We start from the raw sequence: 23,037 nt of genomic DNA, 5'->3' as shown, positions 1-23,037 counted from the left end.
GCCCGTGAGCTCGAAGACGCGACAGATTACTCAGTCCAGTAAGCTCGCCGGCGTACGCTACGACGTGCGCGGGCCCATCCTCCAGGAGGCGGAGCGGCTCGAACGCGACGGCGAGCGGATCCTCAAACTCAACATCGGAAATCCGGCGCCGTTCGGGTTCGAGGCCCCGCCGGAGATCGTTGAAGCGCTTCGGGCCGCGCTCCCGCACGCGCAGGGGTATACCGACTCCCGGGGGATCCTTCCCGCCCGCGAGGCCGTCGCGAACCACTATGCAGACGTCGGCGTCGCGGACGTGAGCCCCGACGACGTGTATCTCGGCAACGGCGTGAGCGAGCTGATCTCGCTCGTGCTGCAGGCGCTCGTGAGCCGGGGCGACGAGATCCTCGTCCCCGCCCCCGATTACCCGCTCTGGACGGCGCAGGTGACGCTGCAGGGCGGCCGGGCGGTGCACTACCCGTGTGACGAGTCGAACGGTTGGATGCCGAACCTCGCCGAGATCGAAGCGCTCATCACGCCGAAGACGACGGCCATCGTGCTCATCAACCCGAACAACCCGACGGGAGCGGTCTACTCGCCCGAGCTCGTGCGCGGGTTCGCCGCCCTCGCCGAGCGGCACGGCCTCGTGCTCATGGCCGACGAGATCTACGACAGGATCCTCTACGACGGCGCCACCCACGAGCACGCGGCGCTCCACGTCACGGAGACGCTTTGCCTCACGTTCAGCGGGCTCTCGAAGGCACAGCGGGTCGCCGGATACCGTGCAGGCTGGGTGATCGCGTCGGGCGACAGGGAGCGCGCCGCAGACTTTCTGGAGGGGCTCACCCTGCTCGCAAACATGCGGATGTGCTCGAACGCCCCCGCGCAGTACGCGATCCCCGTCGCCCTCGAGATCGAGTCGTCGATCGACGCGCTGTGCGCGCCCGGCGGGCGGCTGCTCGAACAGCGCAACCTCGCGCACCGCCTGCTCACCGAGATCCCCGGTGTGACGTGCGAGCTGCCCGGCGGCGCCATGTACCTGTTTCCCCGCCTCGACCCCGAGCGCTACCCGATCGAGGACGACCAGGCGTTTGTGATCAACCTGCTCCGCGCGACGCGCGTGCTCGTCACCAACGGGCGCGGATTCAACCTGCCGACGCCGGACCACCTGCGGTTCGTGACGCTGCCGGAGGTCGCAGTGCTCGAGGAAGCGATCGGGCGGATCGCCGAGTACCTCGGCACGGTGCGAGTGCCGTGAGCATCAAGGTGCTCGCCGTCGGCAAGAAGCACGAGGCCTGGGTGAAGGACGGCATCGACAGGTACGAGAAGCGGCTGCGCAAGCCCTTCGACGTGTCCTGGCAGCTGCTCCCGCACTCGGCGCGGGAGGGCGACGCGGCTCGGGCCGAGGAATCTGAGCGGATCCTGCAGCGGGTCGACCGCGATGCCTTTCTCGTGCTGCTCGACGAGCGCGGCGAGAACGTCGATTCCCCGGCGCTCGCCGCACGGCTGCATGCCGCGCTCGGGCAGGGCACGCAGGTCGTCGTGGTGATTGGCGGCGCCTACGGCGTCGACGAGAGCGTGCGGGCGCGGGCACAGTTCGTGTGGAGCCTGTCGAAGCTCGTGTTCCCGCATCAGCTCGTCCGGCTCGTCCTCGCCGAGCAGCTCTACCGGGCACAGGAGATCGCCGGCGGTCGTCCGTACCACCACGTCTAGCGGGGGCGGCTGGCTCGGCTCCCCGAGTGTCTGAGGCTCCCTGTAGCCTCACCGCATGTCCCCGTTCCGCCTCAGCACCAGAACGATGCCCGCGCGCGTTCTCGCGCCTCCGGCTGGGGCTCGAGCGAGCCCCCGCGCGAGCGGCGAGGACACTCGCGCGGGTGTTGGGCCCCTGCCAGAACGCTCTGGGGGTGCCGGAAGTTCGGAGGGCTTTGGCCGCTCTGGGCGCTCCGGGCGCTCTGCCGGGGAGCCGCGGGCCGTGCCCGTGCCCTGGAGCGTCGTGCGGCGTCGGCTTGGCGTGATTGAGATCGAGCACCGCGGCACGGAGGTCGCGCACTCGGTACGGTTCGCGCTGTCCGGGGCGGGCATGCTCGGGTTGTCGTTGCCAACGACCGTGCACCCGGGCGCCCGCATCCGGGTCGCGGTCCGCGGTGCGCGTGCCGACGAGGCGACCGCCGCGCACGACGCGATGCTCGTGCTGCGCTGGTTTCAGCCTGACGGAACCGAACTGCTGTGGCCGATCGCGGTCGAGTAACGGCTCGCGTTCGCGAGCGGCAGGGCCCCTTGTGGCGGTGCCGGCCGGGCGGCTTGGGAACGGGCCGCCGGGGGTGAAACCGGGGATCTCGTCGCATCTAGATACGGGCATAAAAGGTGCCTCATTGGTGTTTCACTACACAGAGGACTGGCTCCGGTTCCGACACGCCGAGGGGGTGCGGTGGATGAAAAATCTTTTTGCCTCCCCAGCCTGTGGATAACCCCCTGGCGAGGGCGGAATCGAGCCAAAAGTTGTCCCCAGATCGGCCAAAAATTCGGTGGAAAGACCGTGGAAAACTACATCGGTGTAACTACATCATCTTGTGGTCGGCCTCGGTGTGGTTCACTAGATGTTGTGGCTCACACGAGCTGAGACTTTTGAGGGAAGGGCATAAAAATGGCAGTAACGGTCTACACCAAGCCGTCGTGCGTGCAGTGCACGGCAACCTACCGAGCTCTCGACAGCAAGGGCATCGAATACGAAGTTCACGACCTCTCCGAGGACGAGGCAGCGCTGCAGGCCGTCAAGGAGCTCGGCTACCTCCAGGCACCGGTTGTCGTGACCGACGACGAGCACTGGTCGGGCTTCCGCCCCGACAAGATCGCGGAGCTTGCTGGTCGACTTCTCTAGCGAGAGGGTGTGAGGTTGCCGTGACTGACCTGGTGTACTTCTCCAGCGTTTCGGGGAACACACACCGCTTCATCGAGAAGCTCGGTATCCCAGCGAAACGCATCCCGTTATACGCGCGAGAAGAGCACCTACAGGTCACTGAACCGTACGTGCTGCTTGTGCCAACGTATGGCGGTGGGCCCGCGCTCCGCGCGGTCCCGAAGCAAGTGATTAAGTTTCTCAACGACGAGCAGAACAGATCACTCATTCGGGGCGTGATGGCGGCGGGCAACACCAACTTTGGAGAGGCCTACGGCATTGCGGGCGACATTATCGCCCGCAAATGCCAGGTCCCTTTCCTGTATCGATTTGAACTCTTTGGAACACCGGACGATGTGACAGCCGTCCAAGAAGGATTGGAAAAGTTTTGGAAACAGCAGTGATGGAGCCGGGGCTTGAATCGTCGAAGATCAGCGAGATGGATTACCACTCGCTGAACGCGATGCTCAATCTGTACGACGCAGACGGCAAGATCCAGTTCGACAAGGATCGCGAAGCCGCGCGGCAGTACTTCCTGCAGCACGTCAATCAGAACATGGTGTTCTTCCACAACTTTGAGGAGCGCCTGCGCTACCTCATCGACAACGACTACTACGAGAAGGAACTTCTCGACCAGTACTCGACGAAGTTCATTGAGCAGCTCACCGACGAGGCATACGCGCTGAAGTTCCGTTTCCCCGCGTTCCTCGGGGCCTTCAAGTTCTTCACGTCGTACGCGCTGAAGACGTTCGACGGCAAGCGCTACCTCGAGCGCTTCGAAGACCGCGTCGTGATGGTCTCGCTCGGGCTCGCCCAGGGCGACCAGGAGCTCGCGCGCGGCTTCATGCGCGAGATGATCTCGGGCCGCTTCCAGCCGGCGACCCCGACCTTCCTGAACATGGGCAAGGCGCAGCGCGGCGAGCTCGTCTCCTGCTTCCTGCTTCGGGTTGAGGACAACATGGAGTCGATCTCGCGTGGCATCAACTCGTCGCTGCAGCTCTCGAAGCGCGGCGGCGGCGTGGCGCTCTCGCTCTCGAACATCCGCGAGGCCGGCGCTCCGATCAAGAAGATCGAGAACCAGTCGTCAGGCATCATCCCCGTGATGAAGCTCCTCGAAGACAGCTTCAGCTACGCGAACCAGCTCGGCGCGCGCCAGGGTGCCGGTGCGGTCTACTTGTCGGCCCACCACCCCGACATCATGAAGTTCCTCGACACGAAGCGCGAGAACGCGGACGAGAAGATCCGCATCAAGACGCTCTCGCTCGGCGTCGTCGTGCCCGACATCACCTTCGAGCTCGCGAAGAAGAACGAGGACATGTACCTCTTCTCGCCGTACGATGTCGAGAAGGTCTACGGGGTGCCCTTCGGCGACCTCTCGGTGACCGAGCACTACTACGACATGGTCAACGACTCGCGCATCACGAAGACGAAGATCAGTGCACGCCACTTCTTCCAGACCGTCGCAGAGCTGCAGTTCGAGTCGGGCTACCCGTACATCGTGTTCGAAGACACGGTGAACAAGGCGAACCCGATCAAGGGCCGCATCAACATGTCGAACCTCTGCTCCGAGATCCTCCAGGTCAACACCCCGACCACCTACAACGAGGACCTCAGCTACCGCGACATCGGCAAGGACATCTCCTGCAACCTTGGCTCGATGAACATCGCCATGGCGATGGACGGCGGCAACTTCGGCGAGACCGTCGACCTCGCGATCCGTTCGCTCACCGCAGTGAGTGACATGAGCTCGATCAGCTCGGTGCGCTCGATCGAGGACGGCAACGCGCAGTCGCACGCCATCGGCCTCGGCCAGATGAACCTGCACGGCTACCTCGCTCGCGAGCACATCCACTACGGTTCCGAAGAGGGCATCGACTTCACGAACATCTACTTCTACACGGTGCTGTTCCACGCGCTCACCGCGTCGAACAAGATCGCGATCGAGCGGAAGCAGGTCTTCGGCGGCTTCGAGGATTCGAAGTACGCGTCGGGCGAGTTCTTCGACAAGTACACCGACGAGGTGTGGGAGCCGGCAACCGAGCGCGTCCGCGAGCTGTTCGCCGACGCGAGCGTTGAGATCCCGACTCAGGAGGACTGGGCCGCGTTGAAGGCGTCCGTCATGGAGCACGGCATCTACAACCAGAACCTGCAGGCTGTGCCCCCGACCGGCTCGATCTCCTACATCAACAACTCGACGAGCTCGATCCACCCGATCGCCTCGAAGGTTGAGATCCGTAAGGAAGGCAAGCTCGGCCGCGTCTACTACCCGGCGCCGTTCATGACGAACGACAACCTCGAGTACTACGAGGACGCGTACGAGATCGGCCCCGAGAAGATCATCGACACCTACGCCGCGGCGACGCAGCACGTCGACCAAGGGCTCTCGCTGACGCTGTTCTTCAAGGACACGGCGACGACTCGCGACATCAACAAGGCGCAGATCTACGCATGGCGCAAGGGCATCAAGACGATCTACTACATCCGTCTTCGCCAGCTCGCGCTCGAGGGCACCGACATGACCGAGTGCGTCAGCTGCATGCTGTAACTAGCGCAGCGATACCCGTTACCACGACTCGAAGAAGGAAGCGATGAACTTCAAGCTGGGCCATGCAGTTCAGGCAATCAACTGGAACCGCATTGAGGACGAGAAGGACCTTGAGGTCTGGAACCGTCTGGTGAACAACTTCTGGCTCCCCGAAAAGGTGCCGCTCTCGAACGACGTGCAGTCGTGGGCGACGCTGACGCCCGACGAGCAGCTGCTCACCATGCGTGTCTTCACCGGGTTGACTCTGCTCGACACGATCCAGGGCACCGTCGGCGCTGTTTCGCTGATCCCCGACGCGATCACCCCGCACGAGGAAGCCGTCTACACGAACATCGCGTTCATGGAGTCGGTGCACGCGAAGAGCTACTCCTCGATCTTCTCGACGCTCGCGTCGACGCAGGAGATCGACGACGCGTTCCGCTGGTCGACGGAGAACACGGCGCTGCAGAAGAAGGCGCAGATCATCGTCGACTACTACGAGGGTGACGACCCGCTGAAGCGCAAGGTCGCTTCGACGCTGCTCGAGTCGTTCCTGTTCTACTCGGGCTTCTACCTGCCGATCTACTGGTCGTCGAAGGCGAAGCTCACGAACACGGCTGACCTCATCCGCCTCATCATCCGCGACGAGGCCGTCCACGGGTACTACATCGGCTACAAGTACCAGCTTGCGGTCGCGAAGGAGACCCCCGAGCGTCAGGAAGAGCTCAAGGAGTACACCCTCGCGCTCCTCTACGATCTCTACGAGAACGAGATCCTCTACACGCAGGACCTCTACGATCCCGTAGGCCTCACTGAGGACGTCAAGAAGTTCCTTCACTACAACGCCAACAAGGCGCTGATGAACCTTGGCTACGACCCGATGTTCCCGAAGGAAATGACCGACGTGAACCCGGCGATCCTGTCGGCGCTCTCGCCGAACGCTGACGAGAATCACGACTTCTTCAGTGGTTCGGGTTCGTCGTACGTTATCGGCAAGGCTGAGGCCACCGAGGACGAGGACTGGGACTTCTAGACGCTTTAGCTCGGGCGAGCCCCGGAGCGACCAGATGGTCGCTCCGGGGCTTTCTCTGTTCGGGCCCGGCCGCGATCGCGGCATGGGGCGACGCACAATTCGGCAAAACGTGACATTGCACTCCTGTAATGTTACCGGTATCATTGTGGGCAGGTAGGACCGGCAGCGGCTCTATAACAAGGTACAAAGGCGAACGATTGTTGCGGAGGAGTGACCATGCTCGCGTCCCCCTTGAGGGCTTCGGCTGTCAAGCTCAAAGGTGAGTTAGGAGCTCCGCTCGGAGCGGGATCAGCATCCATTGCCCGGTGCGCGAAGGCCCCTGGCCAGCTCGGCTCTTGGCAAGATCGCAACCTGCAAATGACTATCCCGCACGCTATTGCGAAGCTTCACGACACGGGAATCATCGGCAACTTCAAAAGGCTTGATCCCCACTGCGCCGAGGCCGCCGCATCATCTCAATACACCGGCAGGTTTCCTTTCGTGGACACAGATCTGTATAAGACGCTCGAAGGCGTTGCATACGAGGTTGCGCGCTTGTCCGAGCACTCCGCTACCTGTCGAGCTTGTGATCAGAGTGATGCTCATCAGAAAAAGAAAGCACTATTGGCTTTCGTAGAGGAAGCCGTTCATGCAATTCTCCGTGCACAGCAACCGGATGGCTATGTTGGCACCTACCTTTCGGGACCCGATGCTCCGCACCCCCAGTGGAGCAAACCCGCAGTCGACCATGAGCTATACAACCTCGGCCACCTGATCCAAGCGGCGATTGCCGTGAATCGACAGCTCAGTGATGATCGACTGTTGCGTTGTGCAGAGCGGTTCGCCGATCTGGTGAACGACAAGTTTGGGTCAACATCGGGTTCCTCCTTCACGGATGGGCATCCGGGCGTAGAAATGGCTCTTGTTGAACTAGCGCGTGAAACTGGGCGACGCGAATTCGTTGACTTAGCTGCGGTGCTTATTGAGCGCCGGGGGCGCGGGTACTTCGCTGGAAGTGCCTTCGGGCTTGAGTATTTTCAGGATCGCGTGCCTTTCGCCGAAGTCCAATCAGCAAGCGGGCACGCTGTGCGCTTCTGCTATCTCGCGGCGGGTGCTACTGACGTCGCGATTGAACAGAAGGACACCGCGGAACTGCAACGGCTACACCGTCTCTGGAATGAGATGGTTGCGCAAAAGTCGTACATCTCAGGTGGAGTGGGCTCGCGGCATGCAGGCGAGGATTTTGGGGACGCGTACGAGCTTTCATCTGAGCGTGCATACGCCGAAACGTGCGCAGCAATCGCCGTAATGCAGTGGGGATGGAGGCTGCTGAGCGCGACAGGGGACGCCCGTATCGCCGATCATCTCGAGCGCGTCCTGTTTAATGCGTTCGCCGTTGGAATCTCAGAGGCGGGAACGGAGTTCTTCTACGACAATCCGTTGCAGCGCCGTGACGACTCGACAGCGTCTGGCCGGCGTGAATGGTTCTCATGCGCGTGTTGTCCACCGAATGTTGTGCGCTGGGCGGCTCAGTTCCAAGACCATCTTGGCTTCGCCGATGAATCGAGTCTCACGCTCGCGATTGCCACGCCCGTACGCATGATCTCGCCAGCGCTCGACGTGCGAGTCGAGACGGAGGCCCCGTGGGAGGGTAAGGTGCGCGTTGTGATTGAACGCGCTGCACGGCGCACCAGCACATTACGTCTGCGAATCCCGGGCTGGGCAGAGAGCCCGTACGCGAGCATAAATGGCGTGCAGGTCACCATTCCTAGCCGCGACGATGACGGCGCTGGGGGCCCGGGCAGACCGAACGCCACGGCGGAGTGGTTTGCGCTGGTGCGGGAGTTCGCAGCAGGCGACGTAGTTGAACTGACGTGGGAACAACCGCCCAGGCTCTATGTCGCGCACCCCGCGAACGACGCGGTCGCAGGCTCGGTCGCAATCGTTCGTGGTGCGGTGGTGTACTGCGTCGAACAGTGCGACCTTGACGAATATGCCGGCGGCGAGCGGATCGACGATGTCGTGCTCACTGCTGTAGACCGCGAGACGAAACACACGGCCCAGGCAGTGGATAGCGCGCAGCCGCACGCCTTGCTTGTAACGGGCCGCGCTGCTCGACCCAGGTACGAAGACCCTTACTTACCGCTCGAGCAAATGGTCTTCGACCATGGGCGGCAACTTACGTTTCCTGCAATTCCCTACTTCAGCTGGGCCAACCGTTCTGCGGGTGCCATGAGGGTATGGATGCGCAGGGACACGCTCTCATCTTGAGAGCAACTCACAGAGAGGAAATTAGCAATGAAGCGTAAGACACTTGGGGTGGTGGCTATGGCGGCCACAGCAATGATGCTCCTCACCTCGTGCTCCGGCGGTAACTCCGAGGTACCTAACGAGGCAGGCCAAGGAGACACCCCTGCATCGGGCGGAACAATGGTCATGTTGCAGAACGCGGACTTTTCGTATCTCGACCCGGCTCGCGGCTTCGACGGAGGTGTTAATGCCTTCTATCGACTGCTCTACCGAGGCCTCACAGCGCAAGCCGCTGGCGATGCTGCGGACCCCAACGCAATCGTGCCCGATCTGGCTGAGGGCCTAGGCGAAGCGTCGGAAGACGGTCTGACTTGGACGTACAGGCTCAAAGACGGCCTGAAGTTCGACAATGGCGAACCAATCACATCGAAGGAGATGGCATTCGGCATTTCCCGCGCGTGGGACCCTGAAATCGGTATCGGATCACCGTGGCTGAAGCAAACCATCGAAGCTCCCGAGGATTACGCCGGACCATATAAGAGCGGCGAGCATCCCGGCATCGAGACTCCTGACCCCAGCACGATCGTGTTTCAACTTAAGGAACCATTCCCCGAGTTCGACAATGTGCTCGCGCAATCGAACGCAGTGCCTTTCCCAGTCAATAGTGGCGCAGGCGACACCTTCCTCAAGGACGTCATCGCGTCGGGCCCCTACACGCTCGCGGAGTACACTCCTGGAAGCGTAATCAAGCTTGAGCGCAATGAGAACTGGGACGCCAAGACCGACGACCTGCGAAAGGCCTATCCAGACGCCTGGGAGTTCGTTGTCGGCATCGATGGCTCTACGATCGATGAGCGCCTCATTGCCGGACAAGGCCGCGATGTGAACGCGATTGCGGGCGTTGTTCAGGCCGCAACACTGCCTCGATTGCAGGACCCAAAGCTTGCCGAGCGAATCGTAAACTCGCCCGCGTTCTGCACCACTTACATGTCAATGAACACCACGAAAGCGCCTTTCGACCAGGTCGAGGTGCGCCAAGCCATTAACCTCGCGATTGATCGTTCCGCAATTGTGAACGCGACCGGTGGAACCACCCTTGCTGACCCCGCGACGACTATCATTCCAGCAGCCGTTTCTGGCCATCGCGAGTTTGACCTTTACCCGAGTGAAGGCAATAGCGGTGATCCCGAGGCGGCCAAGAAACTCCTGGATCAGGCCGGCGTCGGAAGTGGCTTCAGTTTCACCCTTGATACCCGGGCGCAGCCAAAGATTCAGGCCCAGTCCGAAGCTATTCAGCAGGCGCTCTCGAAGATCGGCGTTGACGTGAAGCTCAACGTGATCGACACTTCGACCTACTACGAGACCATCGGAACGCCCTCGCAGCAGACCGATGCAGCGATCACCGGTTGGTGCCCTGACTGGGCATCGAGCGCGAGCACCTTCCTCCCTCCGCTTTTTGATGGTCGCCTTATCACTGAGAAGGGCAATTCAAATCTTGCTCAGCTCAATGATGACGCCATCAACGGCCGGATCGACGAAATCAAGGCCATTACTGATCTCGACGAGGCGAACACTCAGTGGGGAAATCTCGACGAGGAAATCATGAATCTGGCGCCGATTGCTCCCCTCGTATTCGAGAAGGGGGTGTTCTTGCCCGGTGAGAATGTGACTGGTTACCACCCGAGTACGAGCATGACCGATCTGACAATTATCGGCCTGAAAGATCCTTCGCGAGGCTAACAACAGATGACCATCACCACGACCAACATGGAGGTCGAGGGTCCTGAGGGCGGTGCCCCGAACTTGAACTCAGGTTCGGGCGCGCCGCCCACACGGGCTCGTGGATTCTTCAATGCCCTTATGCGAGACCGGGCAGCCGTGTTTTCGCTGGCTTACATACTATTGATCGCCTTGGTAGCAATCACAGCACCCTTGCTCGTGAGACTCAGTGGGTGGTCACCCTACGAGTTCGACCAGAAAGCGATTAATCCCGACCTCGGCGGGGTGCCGCTGGGAGCGTTTGGTGGCATTAGCTCAGAGCATTGGCTTGGAGTTGAGCCGGGTAGCGGAAGAGACATTTTCGCACGCGTTGTTTACGGTGCACGTGTATCGATGACCATTGCTATCTCAGCCACACTGCTCACGACGTTCCTCGGTGTGGTCTTCGGGCTTCTGGCCGGTTATTTTGGCGGCAAAATTGATGGCCTCATCTCCCGGGTGATGGAATTTCTCATGGCCTTTCCAGCGCTCATCTTCATGATCGCTATTCTCTCGGCGTTGCCCGCAGACAACCGCCAGTTCTTGCTAGTGGTGGTGATCTCCGTGTTCGGCTGGCCGTACTTGGCTCGCATTGTTCGGGGCCAAACTATGTCTTTGAAGCAGCGCGAGTTTGTGGAAGCTGCGCAGTCCTCAGGCGCAACCAATGCGCAGATCTTGTTCAAGGAGATCCTGCCCAATCTGATGTCGACGATTATCGTTATGTCGACGCTTGCCGTACCCGGTTACATCGGCACAGAAGCAGGGCTGTCCTTCTTGGGTGTGGGCGTTGTCCCCCCTGCGCCTTCTTGGGGGCAGATGATTGCTAGCTCTGTTGTGTGGTACGCCGTTGACCCGATGTACTTCATCATTCCGGGTGTGTGCCTGTTCTTGCTTGTGCTGTCTTTTACTGTGCTGGGTGACCGAGTCAAGAAACTTGTTCAGACAGGGGAGGGCCGGCCATGATCCGCTTCTTCGCAAACAGGTTCCTCGGCATGATTATCGTGCTGTTCTTAGTGGCGATGTTCACTTTCGTGATCTTCTTCGTGCTCTCGCCGGATCCCGCGGTCCAAGTCTGCGGGAAGAACTGCACGCCCGAACGCATCGATCAGATTCGTCTGAACCTGGGTCTCGATCAGCCGTTCTGGACTCAGTTCTGGACCTTCATTTCTGGACTCCTTGTTGGCCGCACATATGGTGAAGGCGCCGGGATCATTGAATGCGCCGCACCCTGCCTCGGCTATTCCTTCCAGAGCGGTCAGCAGGTCACCGACATGATGGTCCAGCGCCTTCCTGTAACCGCGACGGTGGCGATCGGTGCATCAGTTCTCTGGCTCCTCGCTGGCGTCGCTGGTGGGGTTCTCAGTGCAGTAAAGGAAGGAAAATTCCTAGACCGGTTCGTCGCAGGGCTCACACTCACAGGCATGTCGATCCCGAACTATGTGCTCGCGCTCGTGATGCAGTTCGTGCTTGTGGTTACACTCGGGTGGTTGCCCTTTCCACAGGCCGTCAAGTTCGTCGATAATCCGACTCAGTGGTTCTTGAACTTCTTAATGCCGTGGATTGTGCTCGCTGTTGGATATTCAGCTGTTTACACGCGACTTACGCGAGCAAACGTCATTGACACTCTGCAAGAGAACTACGTTCGCACCGCACGCGCAAAGGGGCTCAAACCGAGCCTCGTCTGGCGCCGGCATGCTCTGCGGCCAGCGCTCACACCAATTGTGACGATCTTCGGCATGGACTTCGCAGGGTTGCTAGGGGGCGCACTGATCACTGAGACCGTGTTTGGGCTCAACGGTATTGGAAAGATGGCGGCCGACTCGATCACAAAGAATGATCAACCAGTGATCATGGGGGTAACACTGCTTGCCGCCTTCTTCGTCGTCGTGGGAAACATGGTGGTCGACCTCCTTTACACAGCTATCGACCCTCGAGTGAGGATGGCGGCAAACGCATGATCGAGACGATAAATGCACATTCCACGGAGCCGCTGACGGAGCCACTGCTTGCAGTACGAGATCTGACGGTGAGCTTCAAAGGCACGCGGGACGACAGCCAAGTCGTCAGGCAACTGAACTTTGATGTGCCGCGCGGCGGGGCTCTCGGCATCGTCGGCGAGTCTGGCTCGGGCAAATCGATGACGAGCCTGGCGATCATGGGACTGTTGCCCAAAGGGGCATCGCGAGTTGGATCGATCCGGTTCGATGGCACTGAGCTCACCGACATGAGTGAGAAGCAACTGCGCACTATACGGGGTGACCGAATTGCGATGATCTTCCAGGACCCGTTGTCCTCGCTCAACCCGTACTACACCGTGGGCACTCAAATCGAAGAGGCCTACCGTTCGCACCGGCCTGGCGTGAGTAGACGTGAAGCGCGACGAGTCGCGATTGAAGCGATGGATCGAGTGCACATCAAAGACGCGGGGCGTCGAGTGGATCACTACCCACATGAGTTCTCCGGCGGGATGCGGCAACGCGTGATGATTGCGATGGCGCTCAGTATGGAGCCCGAGCTGATCATCGCCGACGAGCCAACCACCGCGCTCGATGTTACGGTGCAGCAACAGATTCTTGATCTGCTCACCGAGATTCGTCACGACTCCGGTCTCGGCATGATTTTGATCACGCACGATCTCGCGGTCGTGAGTGAAGTCACCGAGGACATTGTGGTGATGCGCGGCGGCGAGCTCGTTGAGCGCGGGCCGGTGGAGAAGATCTTCAGCGATCCGCAGGAGGACTACACGCGACTGCTGCTCGATGCGGTTCCCCGCATCGACGATGAGATCGGCCTGTTGCGCACCGCCACGGTGCCTGTTCAGATTCCGGAGGACTACTGATGAACGCAACGGCCAAGCCGCTTCTGCGCGCGACGAACCTGGTCAAGGAGTTCAATATTCCCGGCACCGGCGGCTTGCTGCGCAAGCCCGAGGTCTTTCGCGCCGTCGACGATGTGTCGCTTGAGGTGTATCCCGGCGAGACGCTTGCGCTTGTTGGCGAATCGGGATCGGGCAAGTCGACCACCGCGCGCTTGATCGCCCGCCTCATGTCGGCCACCTCTGGCGAGATTGAGTTTGACGGGCGCGATGTATCGCAGATCTCGGGCAAAGAACTGCACGAGTTTCGCAGTGACGTGCAAGTGATCTTCCAAGATCCTTACTCGTCACTCAACCCGCGGCACACGGTCGAGCGCTTGGTAACGGCACCGCTCCTCTACCAGAACCGCGAGGTTCCTGGCGGCCCAAAGAGATACACGCAGGACCTCATGGCTCGCGTTGGTCTTAACCCCGATCACTCGACGCGCTACCCGTGGCAGTTCTCGGGTGGCCAGGCACAGCGCATTGGTATTGCGCGGGCGCTCGCAGTGCGTCCGCGGCTCGTGGTCGCTGATGAGGCGGTTTCGGCGCTTGATGTTTCGGTGCAAGCGCAGGTGATCAACTTGCTCAAGAAGCTGCAGCGCGAAGAAGGCTTCAGCTACCTCTTTATTGCGCACGATCTCGCCGTTGTGCGTCAGATCGCCGATCGTCTCGCAGTGATGAACTCTGGCCGCATCGTAGAGATGGGAGAGCGCGATCAGATCTTTGGCGCTCCCCAAGATCCCTACACCCAGCGCCTACTCGGCGCGGTTCCCCGCATCCGCCCTGAGTGGGACGCGGCACGGCGTGAGAACGATCGCAAGCGACACCTCGCCGCGGCCGCGGCGAGCGAAGCGGCAGCCGCGGGCTCCGATCCGCTGCGAAAGGAGAGTTAGCAATGATCAGCTACATGGTGCCCGGTATCGCAGTGAGCGAGCGCTCGGTCGAGGTACCGCTCGACTGGCGCGACAGCGCTGGCGAACGCATTGAGATCTTCGTGCGAGAGCTCGTGGCCCCCGATCGCGCTGAAGATGCGCTGCCATTGCTCACGTACCTGCAGGGCGGCCCCGGCGGCTCAAACCCGCGGCCGCTCGGACGCAGCGGTTGGCTCGACGAAGCGCTCAAACACTACCGCGTGGTGCTCGTTGACCAGCGCGGCACCGGCCGAAGCACGCCGCTCGACGCGCAGGCCGTCGCCGAGCGCGGCGACGGTGAGGCAGGCGCAGACTATCTCGCGTGTTTCAGGGCAGACTCGATCGTGCGTGACCTTGAATACGTGCGAGAGCACCTCTACGACGGTCGTAAGTGGGCAACCATCGCGCAGAGCTACGGCGGTTGGCTCACGCTTAGCTACCTCTCGCACGCCCCAGAGGCAGTCGCGGCGAGCTTTGTGTGCGGTGGCATTCCGGGCACCCCGCCCAACGCAGAAGAGGTCTACCGGCGCACGTTCAGCCGCGTCGAGGCCAAAACGGCAGAGTTTTATCGCCGTTACCCGCAGAATGTTGAGCAGGTGGCGCGCATTGCCGACCGCATCGCCGAGGGTGACGTGCAACTGCCAGACGGCGACCTGCTAACGGTCGAGCGGTTCCAGTCGATCGGCATCGACTTCGGCATGAAGCCGGGCTTCGAACGTCTGCACTGGCTGTTCGACGAAGCCTTCGTGCGCCCCGGTCGCTTCTCGACAGCGTTTCTCGAGGGCGTTGCGCAGCGCTCTTCGAGTGCCTCGAACCCGCTGTTTTGGACACTTCAAGAGTCCATCTACGGGCACGAAGGCAACGGACCAGTCGCCTGGGCCGCGCAGCGAGAGCGCGAGCAGCGCCCGCAGTTCGGCCCCGATAAGCGCCCGCTGATCTTCACCGGTGAGATGGCGTTTCCGTGGATGTTCGAACAGGTGAAACTGCTGCGCGGCTTTCAGCCGGCGGTCGAAGCGCTCGCAACGCGCGAGACCTGGAGCAGCCTGTACAACCTCGAGCAGCTCGCGGCCAACAGCGTGCCGCTCGCCGCAGCCGTCTACTACGACGATATGTACGTAGACGCGCACCTGCAGCTCGACACCCTCAGCCGCGTTGGAAACTCCCAACACTGGGTCACCAACGAGTACGAGCACGACGGCATCGGTGACCCCCGCGTGTTCGCGCGCCTCCGCGAACTCGTGCAAATGCGCGGCGGCGAACAGCACGAAGCACTTTTGGTCAAAGGAATGAACGCATGAGCGAGCAGAGTTCACGCCCTCCGTACGCGGGCACCCGCTACCCGCGGCTCGCAAGCATCGAGGTGTTCACCTCGTCGATTGCCGAGGGCTGGCAAGACGTTCCGACCAAGCCCGATGTCGCACCCGGCACTGGCGCCGCGGCTGCCTCGCACCGCGAGCGCCTCAGCGCTTCGTTCCCGGGCAAGACCATCGTTGCCGCTGCTGGCACAGCATCGGTGCGCAACGATGACTGCGATTACCTGTTTCGCGCAGACAGCGATTTCGTGTGGCTGACGGGTTGCCAGATCGAGGGTGCCATGTTGGTGCTGCGTCCGGTGGGCGCCGGCCACGAGGCGACGCTCTACATTCCCGCGCCGTTTAAGCCGGGCGACGAGGGCTTCTTCGCCAATGCCGCTCACGGAGAGCTGTGGGTGGGTTCTTCGCCCGGCCTCGCAGAATGGGCCGACGCCCTCAGTATTGAGGTGCGCGACCTGCCTGAGTTCACGGCGCAAAGTAGCGCGCTCGATGGCGCGCTCGCAACTAATCGCGTTGACGCCGAGCTCGTCGCTCACGTCGGTATGTTGCGCTCGGCCGAGCTACACCGCCAGCTCGCGAAGCTGCGCATGGTCAAAGACGAGTGGGAGATTGGGCAGCTGCGCGAGGCCATCGATCACACAGTGGCCGGCTTTGGTGCCGTCGCCCGAGAGATTCCCATCTCCATCGCTGAGGGCCTCGGTGAGCGGTGGCTGCAGGGTACCTTCGACCGCCACGCCCGTACCTTCGGCAACGGCCCCGGCTACTCGACGATCGTTGGCTCAGGCGCGCACGCGCCCGTGTTGCACTGGGTGCGCTGCGACGGCCCCGTGCTGCCCGACACCGCAATTCTGCTCGACATGGGTGTCGAGGCGCGCAGCCTCTACACTGCAGACGTGACGCGCACCGTGCCCTCTGGCGGCCGCTTCACCCCCGCGGAGCGCGAGGTGCACGACCTGGTCGAGAAGGCGCACCGCGCTGGCCTCGCGCAGATTCGCCCCGGAGTCGAGTACCTCGACTTTCACTTCGCGGCCATGGAGGTTATCGCAACAGGTCTCAAAGATTGGGGCGTGCTCTCGGTATCGGTTGACGAAGCGCTTTCTCCGAATGGACAGCAGCATCGTCGCTACCTCGCGTGCGGCCTCGGCCACCACCTCGGCCTCGATGTGCACGACTGCAGCAAGGCCGAGTACGAGGACTACATGGGCGCCCCGCTTGAGCCGGGCGTTGTGATGACGGTCGAGCCTGGCCTGTACTTCCACGCCAACGACCTCACTGTGCCCGCTGAGCTGCGCGGCATTGGCGTGCGTCTCGAAGACGATGTGCTGGTAACGGCCACCGGTTCTGAGGTGCTCTCTGAGGCGCTGCCCATCGACGCCGCCAGCGTTGAAGAATGGACCATGCGACACCATGCCGGTTTCTAACAGCGTTTCTGCGCTGAAGTATTGGCGCGCTGCCGGGGTGAGCCTGGTGATCGAGCAGCGGGGTGACTCGCTACCAGAGGTGCTGCACTGGGGGGCAGACCTTGGCGAACTCGATCGGCAGGCCCTCGAGGGCATCGCGCTTGCCTCGCGCACCGCGCTTGGCTCAGACACCCTCGACGAGCTGCCGCAAAACGGCGTGCTTCCCGAGGCCTCGCACGGCTGGTTCGGCACACCGGGCCTCACCGGACATCGCGGCGGGCGAGCGTTCGCCACACGATTTCGCGTGGCGGGCGTGCGCCCGGTTGTCGGTGAAGGTGTCGCCGATGTGCCGCATCGGGCTGTGCAGGGAACGGTATGGCGCGCGGTCGACGACTACGCGGAGCTCTCGTTTGAGCTCGAACTGCGACTTGAAGCGAGCGGGCTGGTAAAACTGCGTGCTCAGGTAACCAACGAAGGCGAGAGCGAGTACGCGCTTGAGGCCCTCAACCTTGCGCTACCGGTGCCGCGCATCGCAGACGAGCTGCTCGACCACACTGGCAGGCACCTGCTCGAGCGGCAGTCGCAGCGATTGCCCTTCGCGGTTGGCTCGCACGTGCGCGAGAGCCGTAAGGCCCGTGCGCACGACGGCACCATGCTGCTCTCGGCAGGCACTACCGGCTTTGGCTACGAGCGCGGCGAGGTGTGGGGCGTGCACATTGGCTGGTCTGGCAACACCTCGGTGCGTGCTGAGCGTATTCAGCCGCGCGGTGAGCGCGTGCTCATGGCTGGCGAGCTGCTGCTCGCTGGCGAGGGGCGTCTCGCCGCGGGGGAGAGCTACACCACCCCCTGGGTTTACGCGAGCTACGGCGACGGCCTCAACGAGTTGTCTGCCCGTTTCCACGACTATCTCCGTACCAGGCCCTCGCACCCCGTGCGGCCCCGTAAGGTCTCGCTCAATGTGTGGGAGGCTGTGTACTTTGACCACAACCTCGAACGACTGTGCAGCCTCGCCGATGAGGCGGCAAAGCTGGGCGTTGAGCGCTTCGTGCTCGATGATGGATGGTTCTTGGGCCGGCGCGGGTCGAGTGCCGGCCTCGGCGACTGGGCAGTTGACCCGGACGTGTGGCCAGAGGGACTCGCTCCCATCGTCGACCACGTCACCGGGCTCGGCATGGAGTTCGGGCTGTGGTTTGAGCCAGAGATGATCAACCTCGACTCTGAGCTCGCGCGCGCTCACCCAGAGTGGATCATGCAGCCGGGTGATGGCAGGCTGCCGGCGGCCTCTCGTTCGCAGCACGTGCTCGACCTCACCAACCCCGCTGCCTGGCAGGCAGTGTTTACCGCGATTGATCGGGTGCTCGGCTCTGCAGACATCCGCGCGGTGAAGTGGGATCACAATCGCGACCTCTCTGAGGCAGGCAGCCTGATGACAGGAGCTGCCGCGGTGCACAGCCAGACCCTCGCGGCATACCGGCTGTGGGACTCGTTGCGCGAGCGCCACCCCGGCGTTGAGTTTGAGTCGTGCTCAGGCGGCGGCGGCCGCCCAGACCTCGGCATCATGGAACGCGCAGAGCGACTCTGGGCCTCGGATACCATCGATGCGCTAGAGCGAATCGGCATCGACTCTGCCACGTCGTTCATTGTTCCTCCCGAGCTGGTCGGCGCGCACATTGGTGCGGCCCGCGCGCACACGACGGGCCGCACCCACGACCTCTCATTTCGAGCGGCAGCCGCGGTGTTCGGGCATCTCGGCATTGAGTGGGATCTCGTCCAGATCTCTGACCTAGAGAAGCAGCAGCTTGCCGAGTGGATCGAGTACTACCGCTCGGCGCGCGGTCTGCTGCACTCTGGCCGCACCTTGCACGCAGACACGGCAGACTCTGCGCTTTCGCTGCGGGGCGTGGTGAACGCAGAGCAAACTGAGGCCGTTTACCGGCTCGCGCAGGTCGAGTCGGGGCTGAGTTACCCGCCGGGCCTGGTGCGGCTACCGGGACTCGACACCGCGCGAAGCTATCGAGTAATGCTCGCGGGGCCAACCCCTGACATTGGCCCGATCAAGCTCGCAGGCCCGCAGTGGTGGCTTGGCGGGGTCACCCTCACGGGCTCCGCCCTCACAGGTGTTGGCCTGCAAGCCCCGCCCCAACTACCAGAGCACGCCGTGCTCATACACGCTTCAGCTACTGAGTAATGAAGTAATACCGCGGCCAGCAGCCGCAATACGACCACGCTTTAAAGGAGAGACCTGTCATGACGTTCCGCGCGACCAGACCCCTAGCAGCCCCCGCGCGTCCACCACGCCTGCGCGAGCTGGAGCCGGGTGATGTGCGTATCAAGCAGGGATCGGTGTTTGCACGAGCTGAGCAGCAGATGCTGCACCTGGCCCGTGTGTACCCGATTGACCGCCTGCTCGCTGTGTTTCGGCGCAACGCCGGCCTTGATACCCGCGGCGCCGCTGCGCCCGGCACATGGGAAGACTTCGGACACCCCAACGAAGACGCATGGGGGGAACACGATTACCCCGGCCGTGAGAACGCACAGACCGCTAATCTGCTGCGCGGCCACTACGCCGGTCACTTTCTCTCGATGCTAGCGATGGCCGCGGCAGCCCAAGATGACGATACGCTGCGTGCCAAAGTAACCGATATGGTGGCCGGTCTCGGCGAGGTGCAGGAGGCGCTCGCCGCAACGGGCCGCTACTCGCACCCCGGTTTTCTTGCCGCGTACGGGGAGTGGCAGTTTTCCATGCTTGAGTCGTACGCGCCGTACGGCGAGATCTGGGCTCCCTATTACACGTGCCACAAGATCATGGCGGGCTTGCTCGACGCGTACGAGCTTGTTGGTAATGAGCAGGCGCTCGAGATCGTCACTTCGATGGCCTACTGGGTGCACAAGCGCCTCGCCGCACTCACCGATGAGCAGCGCCAGCGAATGTGGAGCCTCTACATCGCCGGCGAGTTTGGCGGCATGAACGAGACGCTCGCGCGCCTGAGCCTCGTTGCCGCCGAACCGCTGTTTCTCGAGACGGCGCACTTCTTCGACCAGCACAACCTGCTTGAAGCCGGCCAGTCGCGCACGGACATTCTCACCGACATGCACGCCAACCAGCACTTGCCGCAGCTCGTCGGTTACGTGCGCGACTACGAGGTGACGGGCGACGAGCGCAAGCTCGACGCGGTGGTCGGATTGTGGCAACAAATCGTGCCCGGCCGCACCTACGCCCACGGCGGCAACGGCGAGAGCGAGCTGTGGGGTCCGCCCAACTCTGTCGCTGGCGACATTGGACACCGCAACGCTGAGACATGCGTGAGTTATAACATGCTCAAGATCGCGCGGCTGCTCTTCGCCCACACGCTCGACGCGCGCTACCTGGCCTATTCCGAGAACACGGTACATAACCACATTCTTGGCTCGAAGCGCGATGTGAACTCAGATGTGAGCCCCGAGGTCACCTACATGTTTCCTGTGCACGCCGGCGCTATTCGCGAGTACGACAATGTTGGTACCTGCTGCGGTGGCACCGGGCTTGAGAATCACGTTGGCTACGGAAACGGCGTTGCGTTTGAGGGCGAGGAGGCGCTGTGGATCACGCGTCTCGCGGCCGTAGACATCGACTGGCGCGAGGGCGGCATGCGTCTCTCGCTCGACACGGAGCTGCCGGCAGACGGTGCTGTCGTGCTCACCGTGTCCGAGGCGCATGGCGAGGACGAGCGCAAGCTCAACGTCTGGGTACCCACTTGGGCTGGCGCTGAGGTCTCCGCGTGCGTTGGCGATCAATCGTATACCGCCGCGCCCGGCAGCTTTATTGAGATCACCCGTACATGGGCTGAGGGTGACACGGTGCGCTTCGAGCTGCCGCTCGCTGTGCGCATGGACCCCACGATCGACGACCCCACACTCGCCTCGCTGGCGATCGGCCCGACGTTGCTGCTTGCGCACTCAGACATCACGACCCCGCTCAGTTTCCCGTTCGACAGCTTGCGCGCGCTCGACGGCTCGCTGCGGTTCGACCGGTCGGCAGCCGAGCTCGCCTCTGCGCTGCGCAGCGAGGGCATCATTGAAATTGGTGGCATTGAGTTCGAGGCTTGCGGCTCTGGCCGCGAGGAAAAATTCCACATGTACCTGCGCCGCGCAGACGCAGAGATTGGCTTCGCCGGTGCTACTTCGGGCGTGCCGAACCGTGTGCGCGCAGACGGCGCAACACTCTTGAGCGCGCTTTGGTCGAGTGGCGGCTTCGCCAGCCGTGCGGAGCTGCTTGCGCGCGTGCGCAGCGAGGCGCTCGCCTCGCGCAGCGAAGGCCTCTTGAGCCGCGACGAATTCGTGCGCGTGCTCGAGGCTGCCTCTGTAGCCGACTACGGCCAGTCCGCGAACGCGGCTGCCGACACCTTGGCACTCGAGAGTGCCCTCGCCGAGTTCGATGCGATGATAGACATCCCGCCCGCGGTTGTAATCGAGGTCGATGCCGAGGCTGCTGCCTCGGGCTGGTACACAACGGCACCGGTGTTGTCGCTGCGCGTTTTCGACCTTGCTGGCAATGATGCGAACGCTGATTCGGCAGCTGATGCCGGATCCGTAGCCCTGCGCGCCGAGGTGCGTATCGACGATGGCGAGTGGGCCACCTACACCGGGCCCTTTGTGCTCGAGCACGAGGGCGTGCACTCGGTGGTAGCGCGCGTGACCGATGCACGCGGACTCGAGGGTCGTTCGGCCCGTGAATTCGCGATCGATACCAAGGCGCCCGAAGTGAGTGCGAAACTCAAGCGTCTCGGTGCGAGCGTCGAGATTACTCTCAACGCGAGCGATGGGATCTCAGGTGTCGAGCGTATCCAGTGGGAGGGCCCTGGCACGTTCTGGGCCACGTTCCAGGAAGCGTTTGTGCGCGCGCTCAGCGACGAAGAGCAGGTCATCGAGTTCGCCGCGACCGACCGTGCCGGGAACGAAGGTCGGCGAGCGCGCATCGTGCTGCCGAGAGTGAACGACTAGTCAGTGGTGCCGAGGCGCGAATGCTTCTGCGAAGAAGAGAGCTCGCCGTATTTAAGAGAGATAATGTTGGAGTCGACGAGGAGGCACAATGAGTGCTGGAACAGGTGAAGTGGCGCCACGCCGCAGGGCTGGAGTGCGCGATGTGGCTCAGCTCGCGGGGGTATCGCCGCAGACCGTGTCTCGGGTACTCAACGGGCACCCGAGCATCAAACCAGAGACTCGCGAGCGCGTGCAGCAGGTTCTTGACGAGCTCGACTATCGCGTAAATAATGCGGCTCGAGCTCTCGGTACGAGTTCAACTCGTACGATAGGAATTATCTCGGGTGACCCCTCGCTGTACGGTCCTGGCGCGGGCCTGGTTGCTCTCGCGTCGGCAGCTAGACAGGCTGGCAGGTGGATTGCCACCGCCTATGCAGACAGCTCTGATGCGGCATCGGTGCGCGAGGCCGCCGAGTATCTGTTGACTCAAGGGATCGACGGTTTGATCGTCACTGCGGCCTGTCAGGAAACGATGCAGATGCTGCTTGGTGCTAATTATGGCGTCCCAATTCGCGCGCTTCACGACGGGGAGGGCCGCGCAGCGCAGGTTCAAGCCGCTGCACTCGCAGTACAGCATCTCGTCGGCCTGGGCCACTCCCGCATTGCCGTAGTGTCGGGCCCGAGCCTATGGCTCGAAGCCTTGTCGCGAGCTGAAGGTATTGATGGGGCATTGCTGGCTGAGGGGTTGCAGCCGGTTTTGCGCTTGCAGGCCGAATGGACTGCTGCTTCCGGGGCGGCTCTAGCGGAAGAGCTCGCTGCCGCGGTTGCAAGTAAGGGAGGGCCGACTGCGGTAGTGGCCCCTAACGACCAAACGGCCCTTGGTGTGATTTCTGGGCTCCGGGACCGCGGCGTGCGTGTGCCGCATGACGTGAGTATCGTCGGGTTTGACGATATTCCTGATGCTCCGTTCCTTGTTCCGGCACTCACGACTGTGCGGGTCGATATCGTTGGCGAAGCGCGCCGGTGCGTCGCTGAAATAACTGGGGAGTTCATCGAACAGGCTCCAGAGTCACCGGAACTTGTGGTGCGTGCTTCTACGGCCGCAGCGCCTCGGGCCTGAGCCCCAACAGGTAACAGTACCTAAGTATTGACTGCCGACAAGCTAGAATGTTACCGGTAAC

The 23,037-nt window shown here is 62.3% G+C and carries 17 protein-coding genes and 1 pseudogene; all 18 read left to right on the top strand.

The window, feature by feature from the left end; translation table 11 throughout:
* Positions 1 to 4 precede the first annotated feature (4 nt).
* Complete coding sequence (locus BJ960_RS14635) at positions 5 to 1,234, top strand: pyridoxal phosphate-dependent aminotransferase (protein WP_259126036.1); 1,230 nt, start codon at positions 5 to 7, stop codon at positions 1,232 to 1,234.
* The gene (gene rlmH / locus BJ960_RS14630) at positions 1,231 to 1,689 is read left to right on the top strand and encodes a 23S rRNA (pseudouridine(1915)-N(3))-methyltransferase RlmH (RefSeq protein WP_183075333.1); all 459 of its coding nucleotides are present in this window, start codon (positions 1,231 to 1,233) and stop codon (positions 1,687 to 1,689) included. Before BJ960_RS14635 ends, rlmH begins: the two co-directional genes overlap by 4 nt.
* A 259-nt stretch (positions 1,690 to 1,948) precedes the next feature.
* Positions 1,949 to 2,224, top strand: a complete 276-nt coding sequence (locus tag BJ960_RS14625; protein ID WP_185987825.1) for a hypothetical protein — start codon at positions 1,949 to 1,951, stop codon at positions 2,222 to 2,224.
* A gap of 396 nt (positions 2,225 to 2,620) precedes the next feature.
* Positions 2,621 to 2,854, top strand: a complete 234-nt coding sequence (gene nrdH / locus BJ960_RS14620; RefSeq protein ID WP_119282668.1) for a glutaredoxin-like protein NrdH — start codon at positions 2,621 to 2,623, stop codon at positions 2,852 to 2,854.
* A 20-nt stretch (positions 2,855 to 2,874) separates the two neighbouring features.
* Entirely contained in the window at positions 2,875 to 3,276 is a 402-nt protein-coding gene (gene nrdI, locus BJ960_RS14615) for a class Ib ribonucleoside-diphosphate reductase assembly flavoprotein NrdI (RefSeq protein WP_121076578.1), read from the top strand.
* A complete protein-coding gene (nrdE, locus tag BJ960_RS14610) occupies positions 3,276 to 5,417 on the top strand; it encodes a class 1b ribonucleoside-diphosphate reductase subunit alpha (protein WP_183075346.1) in 2,142 nt (713 codons plus the stop codon). The genes nrdI and nrdE overlap by 1 nt, the downstream gene beginning before the upstream one ends.
* 40 nt (positions 5,418 to 5,457) lie before the next feature.
* A pseudogene (gene nrdF, locus BJ960_RS14605) lies at positions 5,458 to 6,429 on the top strand (class 1b ribonucleoside-diphosphate reductase subunit beta); the annotation flags it as partial.
* Between the two features lie 216 nt (positions 6,430 to 6,645).
* Positions 6,646 to 8,679 (top strand): glycoside hydrolase family 127 protein, encoded by a 2,034-nt coding sequence (locus BJ960_RS14600; protein ID WP_272928747.1) that lies wholly within the window; start codon positions 6,646 to 6,648, stop codon positions 8,677 to 8,679.
* 27 nt (positions 8,680 to 8,706) lie between these two features.
* Positions 8,707 to 10,398, top strand: coding sequence for an ABC transporter substrate-binding protein (locus tag BJ960_RS14595; RefSeq protein ID WP_185987823.1), 1,692 nt, complete (start codon positions 8,707 to 8,709; stop codon positions 10,396 to 10,398).
* 6 nt (positions 10,399 to 10,404) lie between these two features.
* A complete protein-coding gene (locus BJ960_RS14590) occupies positions 10,405 to 11,379 on the top strand; it encodes an ABC transporter permease (protein WP_185987822.1) in 975 nt (324 codons plus the stop codon).
* Entirely contained in the window at positions 11,376 to 12,374 is a 999-nt protein-coding gene (locus tag BJ960_RS14585) for an ABC transporter permease (protein WP_185987821.1), read from the top strand. Before BJ960_RS14590 ends, BJ960_RS14585 begins: the two co-directional genes overlap by 4 nt.
* The gene (locus BJ960_RS14580) at positions 12,371 to 13,255 is read left to right on the top strand and encodes an ABC transporter ATP-binding protein (RefSeq protein WP_185987820.1); all 885 of its coding nucleotides are present in this window, start codon (positions 12,371 to 12,373) and stop codon (positions 13,253 to 13,255) included. The genes BJ960_RS14585 and BJ960_RS14580 overlap by 4 nt, the downstream gene beginning before the upstream one ends.
* Entirely contained in the window at positions 13,255 to 14,166 is a 912-nt protein-coding gene (locus BJ960_RS14575; RefSeq protein WP_185987819.1) for an ATP-binding cassette domain-containing protein, read from the top strand. The genes BJ960_RS14580 and BJ960_RS14575 overlap by 1 nt, the downstream gene beginning before the upstream one ends.
* Before the next feature lie 2 nt (positions 14,167 to 14,168).
* A complete protein-coding gene (locus BJ960_RS14570; RefSeq protein ID WP_121076596.1) occupies positions 14,169 to 15,482 on the top strand; it encodes an alpha/beta fold hydrolase in 1,314 nt (437 codons plus the stop codon).
* Entirely contained in the window at positions 15,479 to 16,918 is a 1,440-nt protein-coding gene (locus BJ960_RS14565; protein WP_185987818.1) for an aminopeptidase P family protein, read from the top strand. Before BJ960_RS14570 ends, BJ960_RS14565 begins: the two co-directional genes overlap by 4 nt.
* Positions 16,905 to 19,085, top strand: a complete 2,181-nt coding sequence (locus tag BJ960_RS14560; protein WP_185987817.1) for an alpha-galactosidase — start codon at positions 16,905 to 16,907, stop codon at positions 19,083 to 19,085. Before BJ960_RS14565 ends, BJ960_RS14560 begins: the two co-directional genes overlap by 14 nt.
* Positions 19,086 to 19,144: 59 nt before the next feature.
* A complete protein-coding gene (locus tag BJ960_RS14555; protein WP_185987816.1) occupies positions 19,145 to 21,877 on the top strand; it encodes a beta-L-arabinofuranosidase domain-containing protein in 2,733 nt (910 codons plus the stop codon).
* Between the two features lie 88 nt (positions 21,878 to 21,965).
* On the top strand, positions 21,966 to 22,976 hold the full coding sequence (locus BJ960_RS14550) for a LacI family DNA-binding transcriptional regulator (RefSeq protein ID WP_185987815.1): 1,011 nt from the start codon (positions 21,966 to 21,968) through the stop codon (positions 22,974 to 22,976).
* Positions 22,977 to 23,037: the final 61 nt, after the last annotated feature.

Origin of the sequence: Leucobacter aridicollis (assembly GCF_013409595.1) — a bacterium.
GTDB classification, from domain to species: Bacteria; Actinomycetota; Actinomycetes; order Actinomycetales; family Microbacteriaceae; genus Leucobacter; species Leucobacter aridicollis.
The sequence above is the reverse complement of the archived record's forward strand: the minus strand, read 5'-3'. Positions and strand labels throughout refer to the sequence as shown.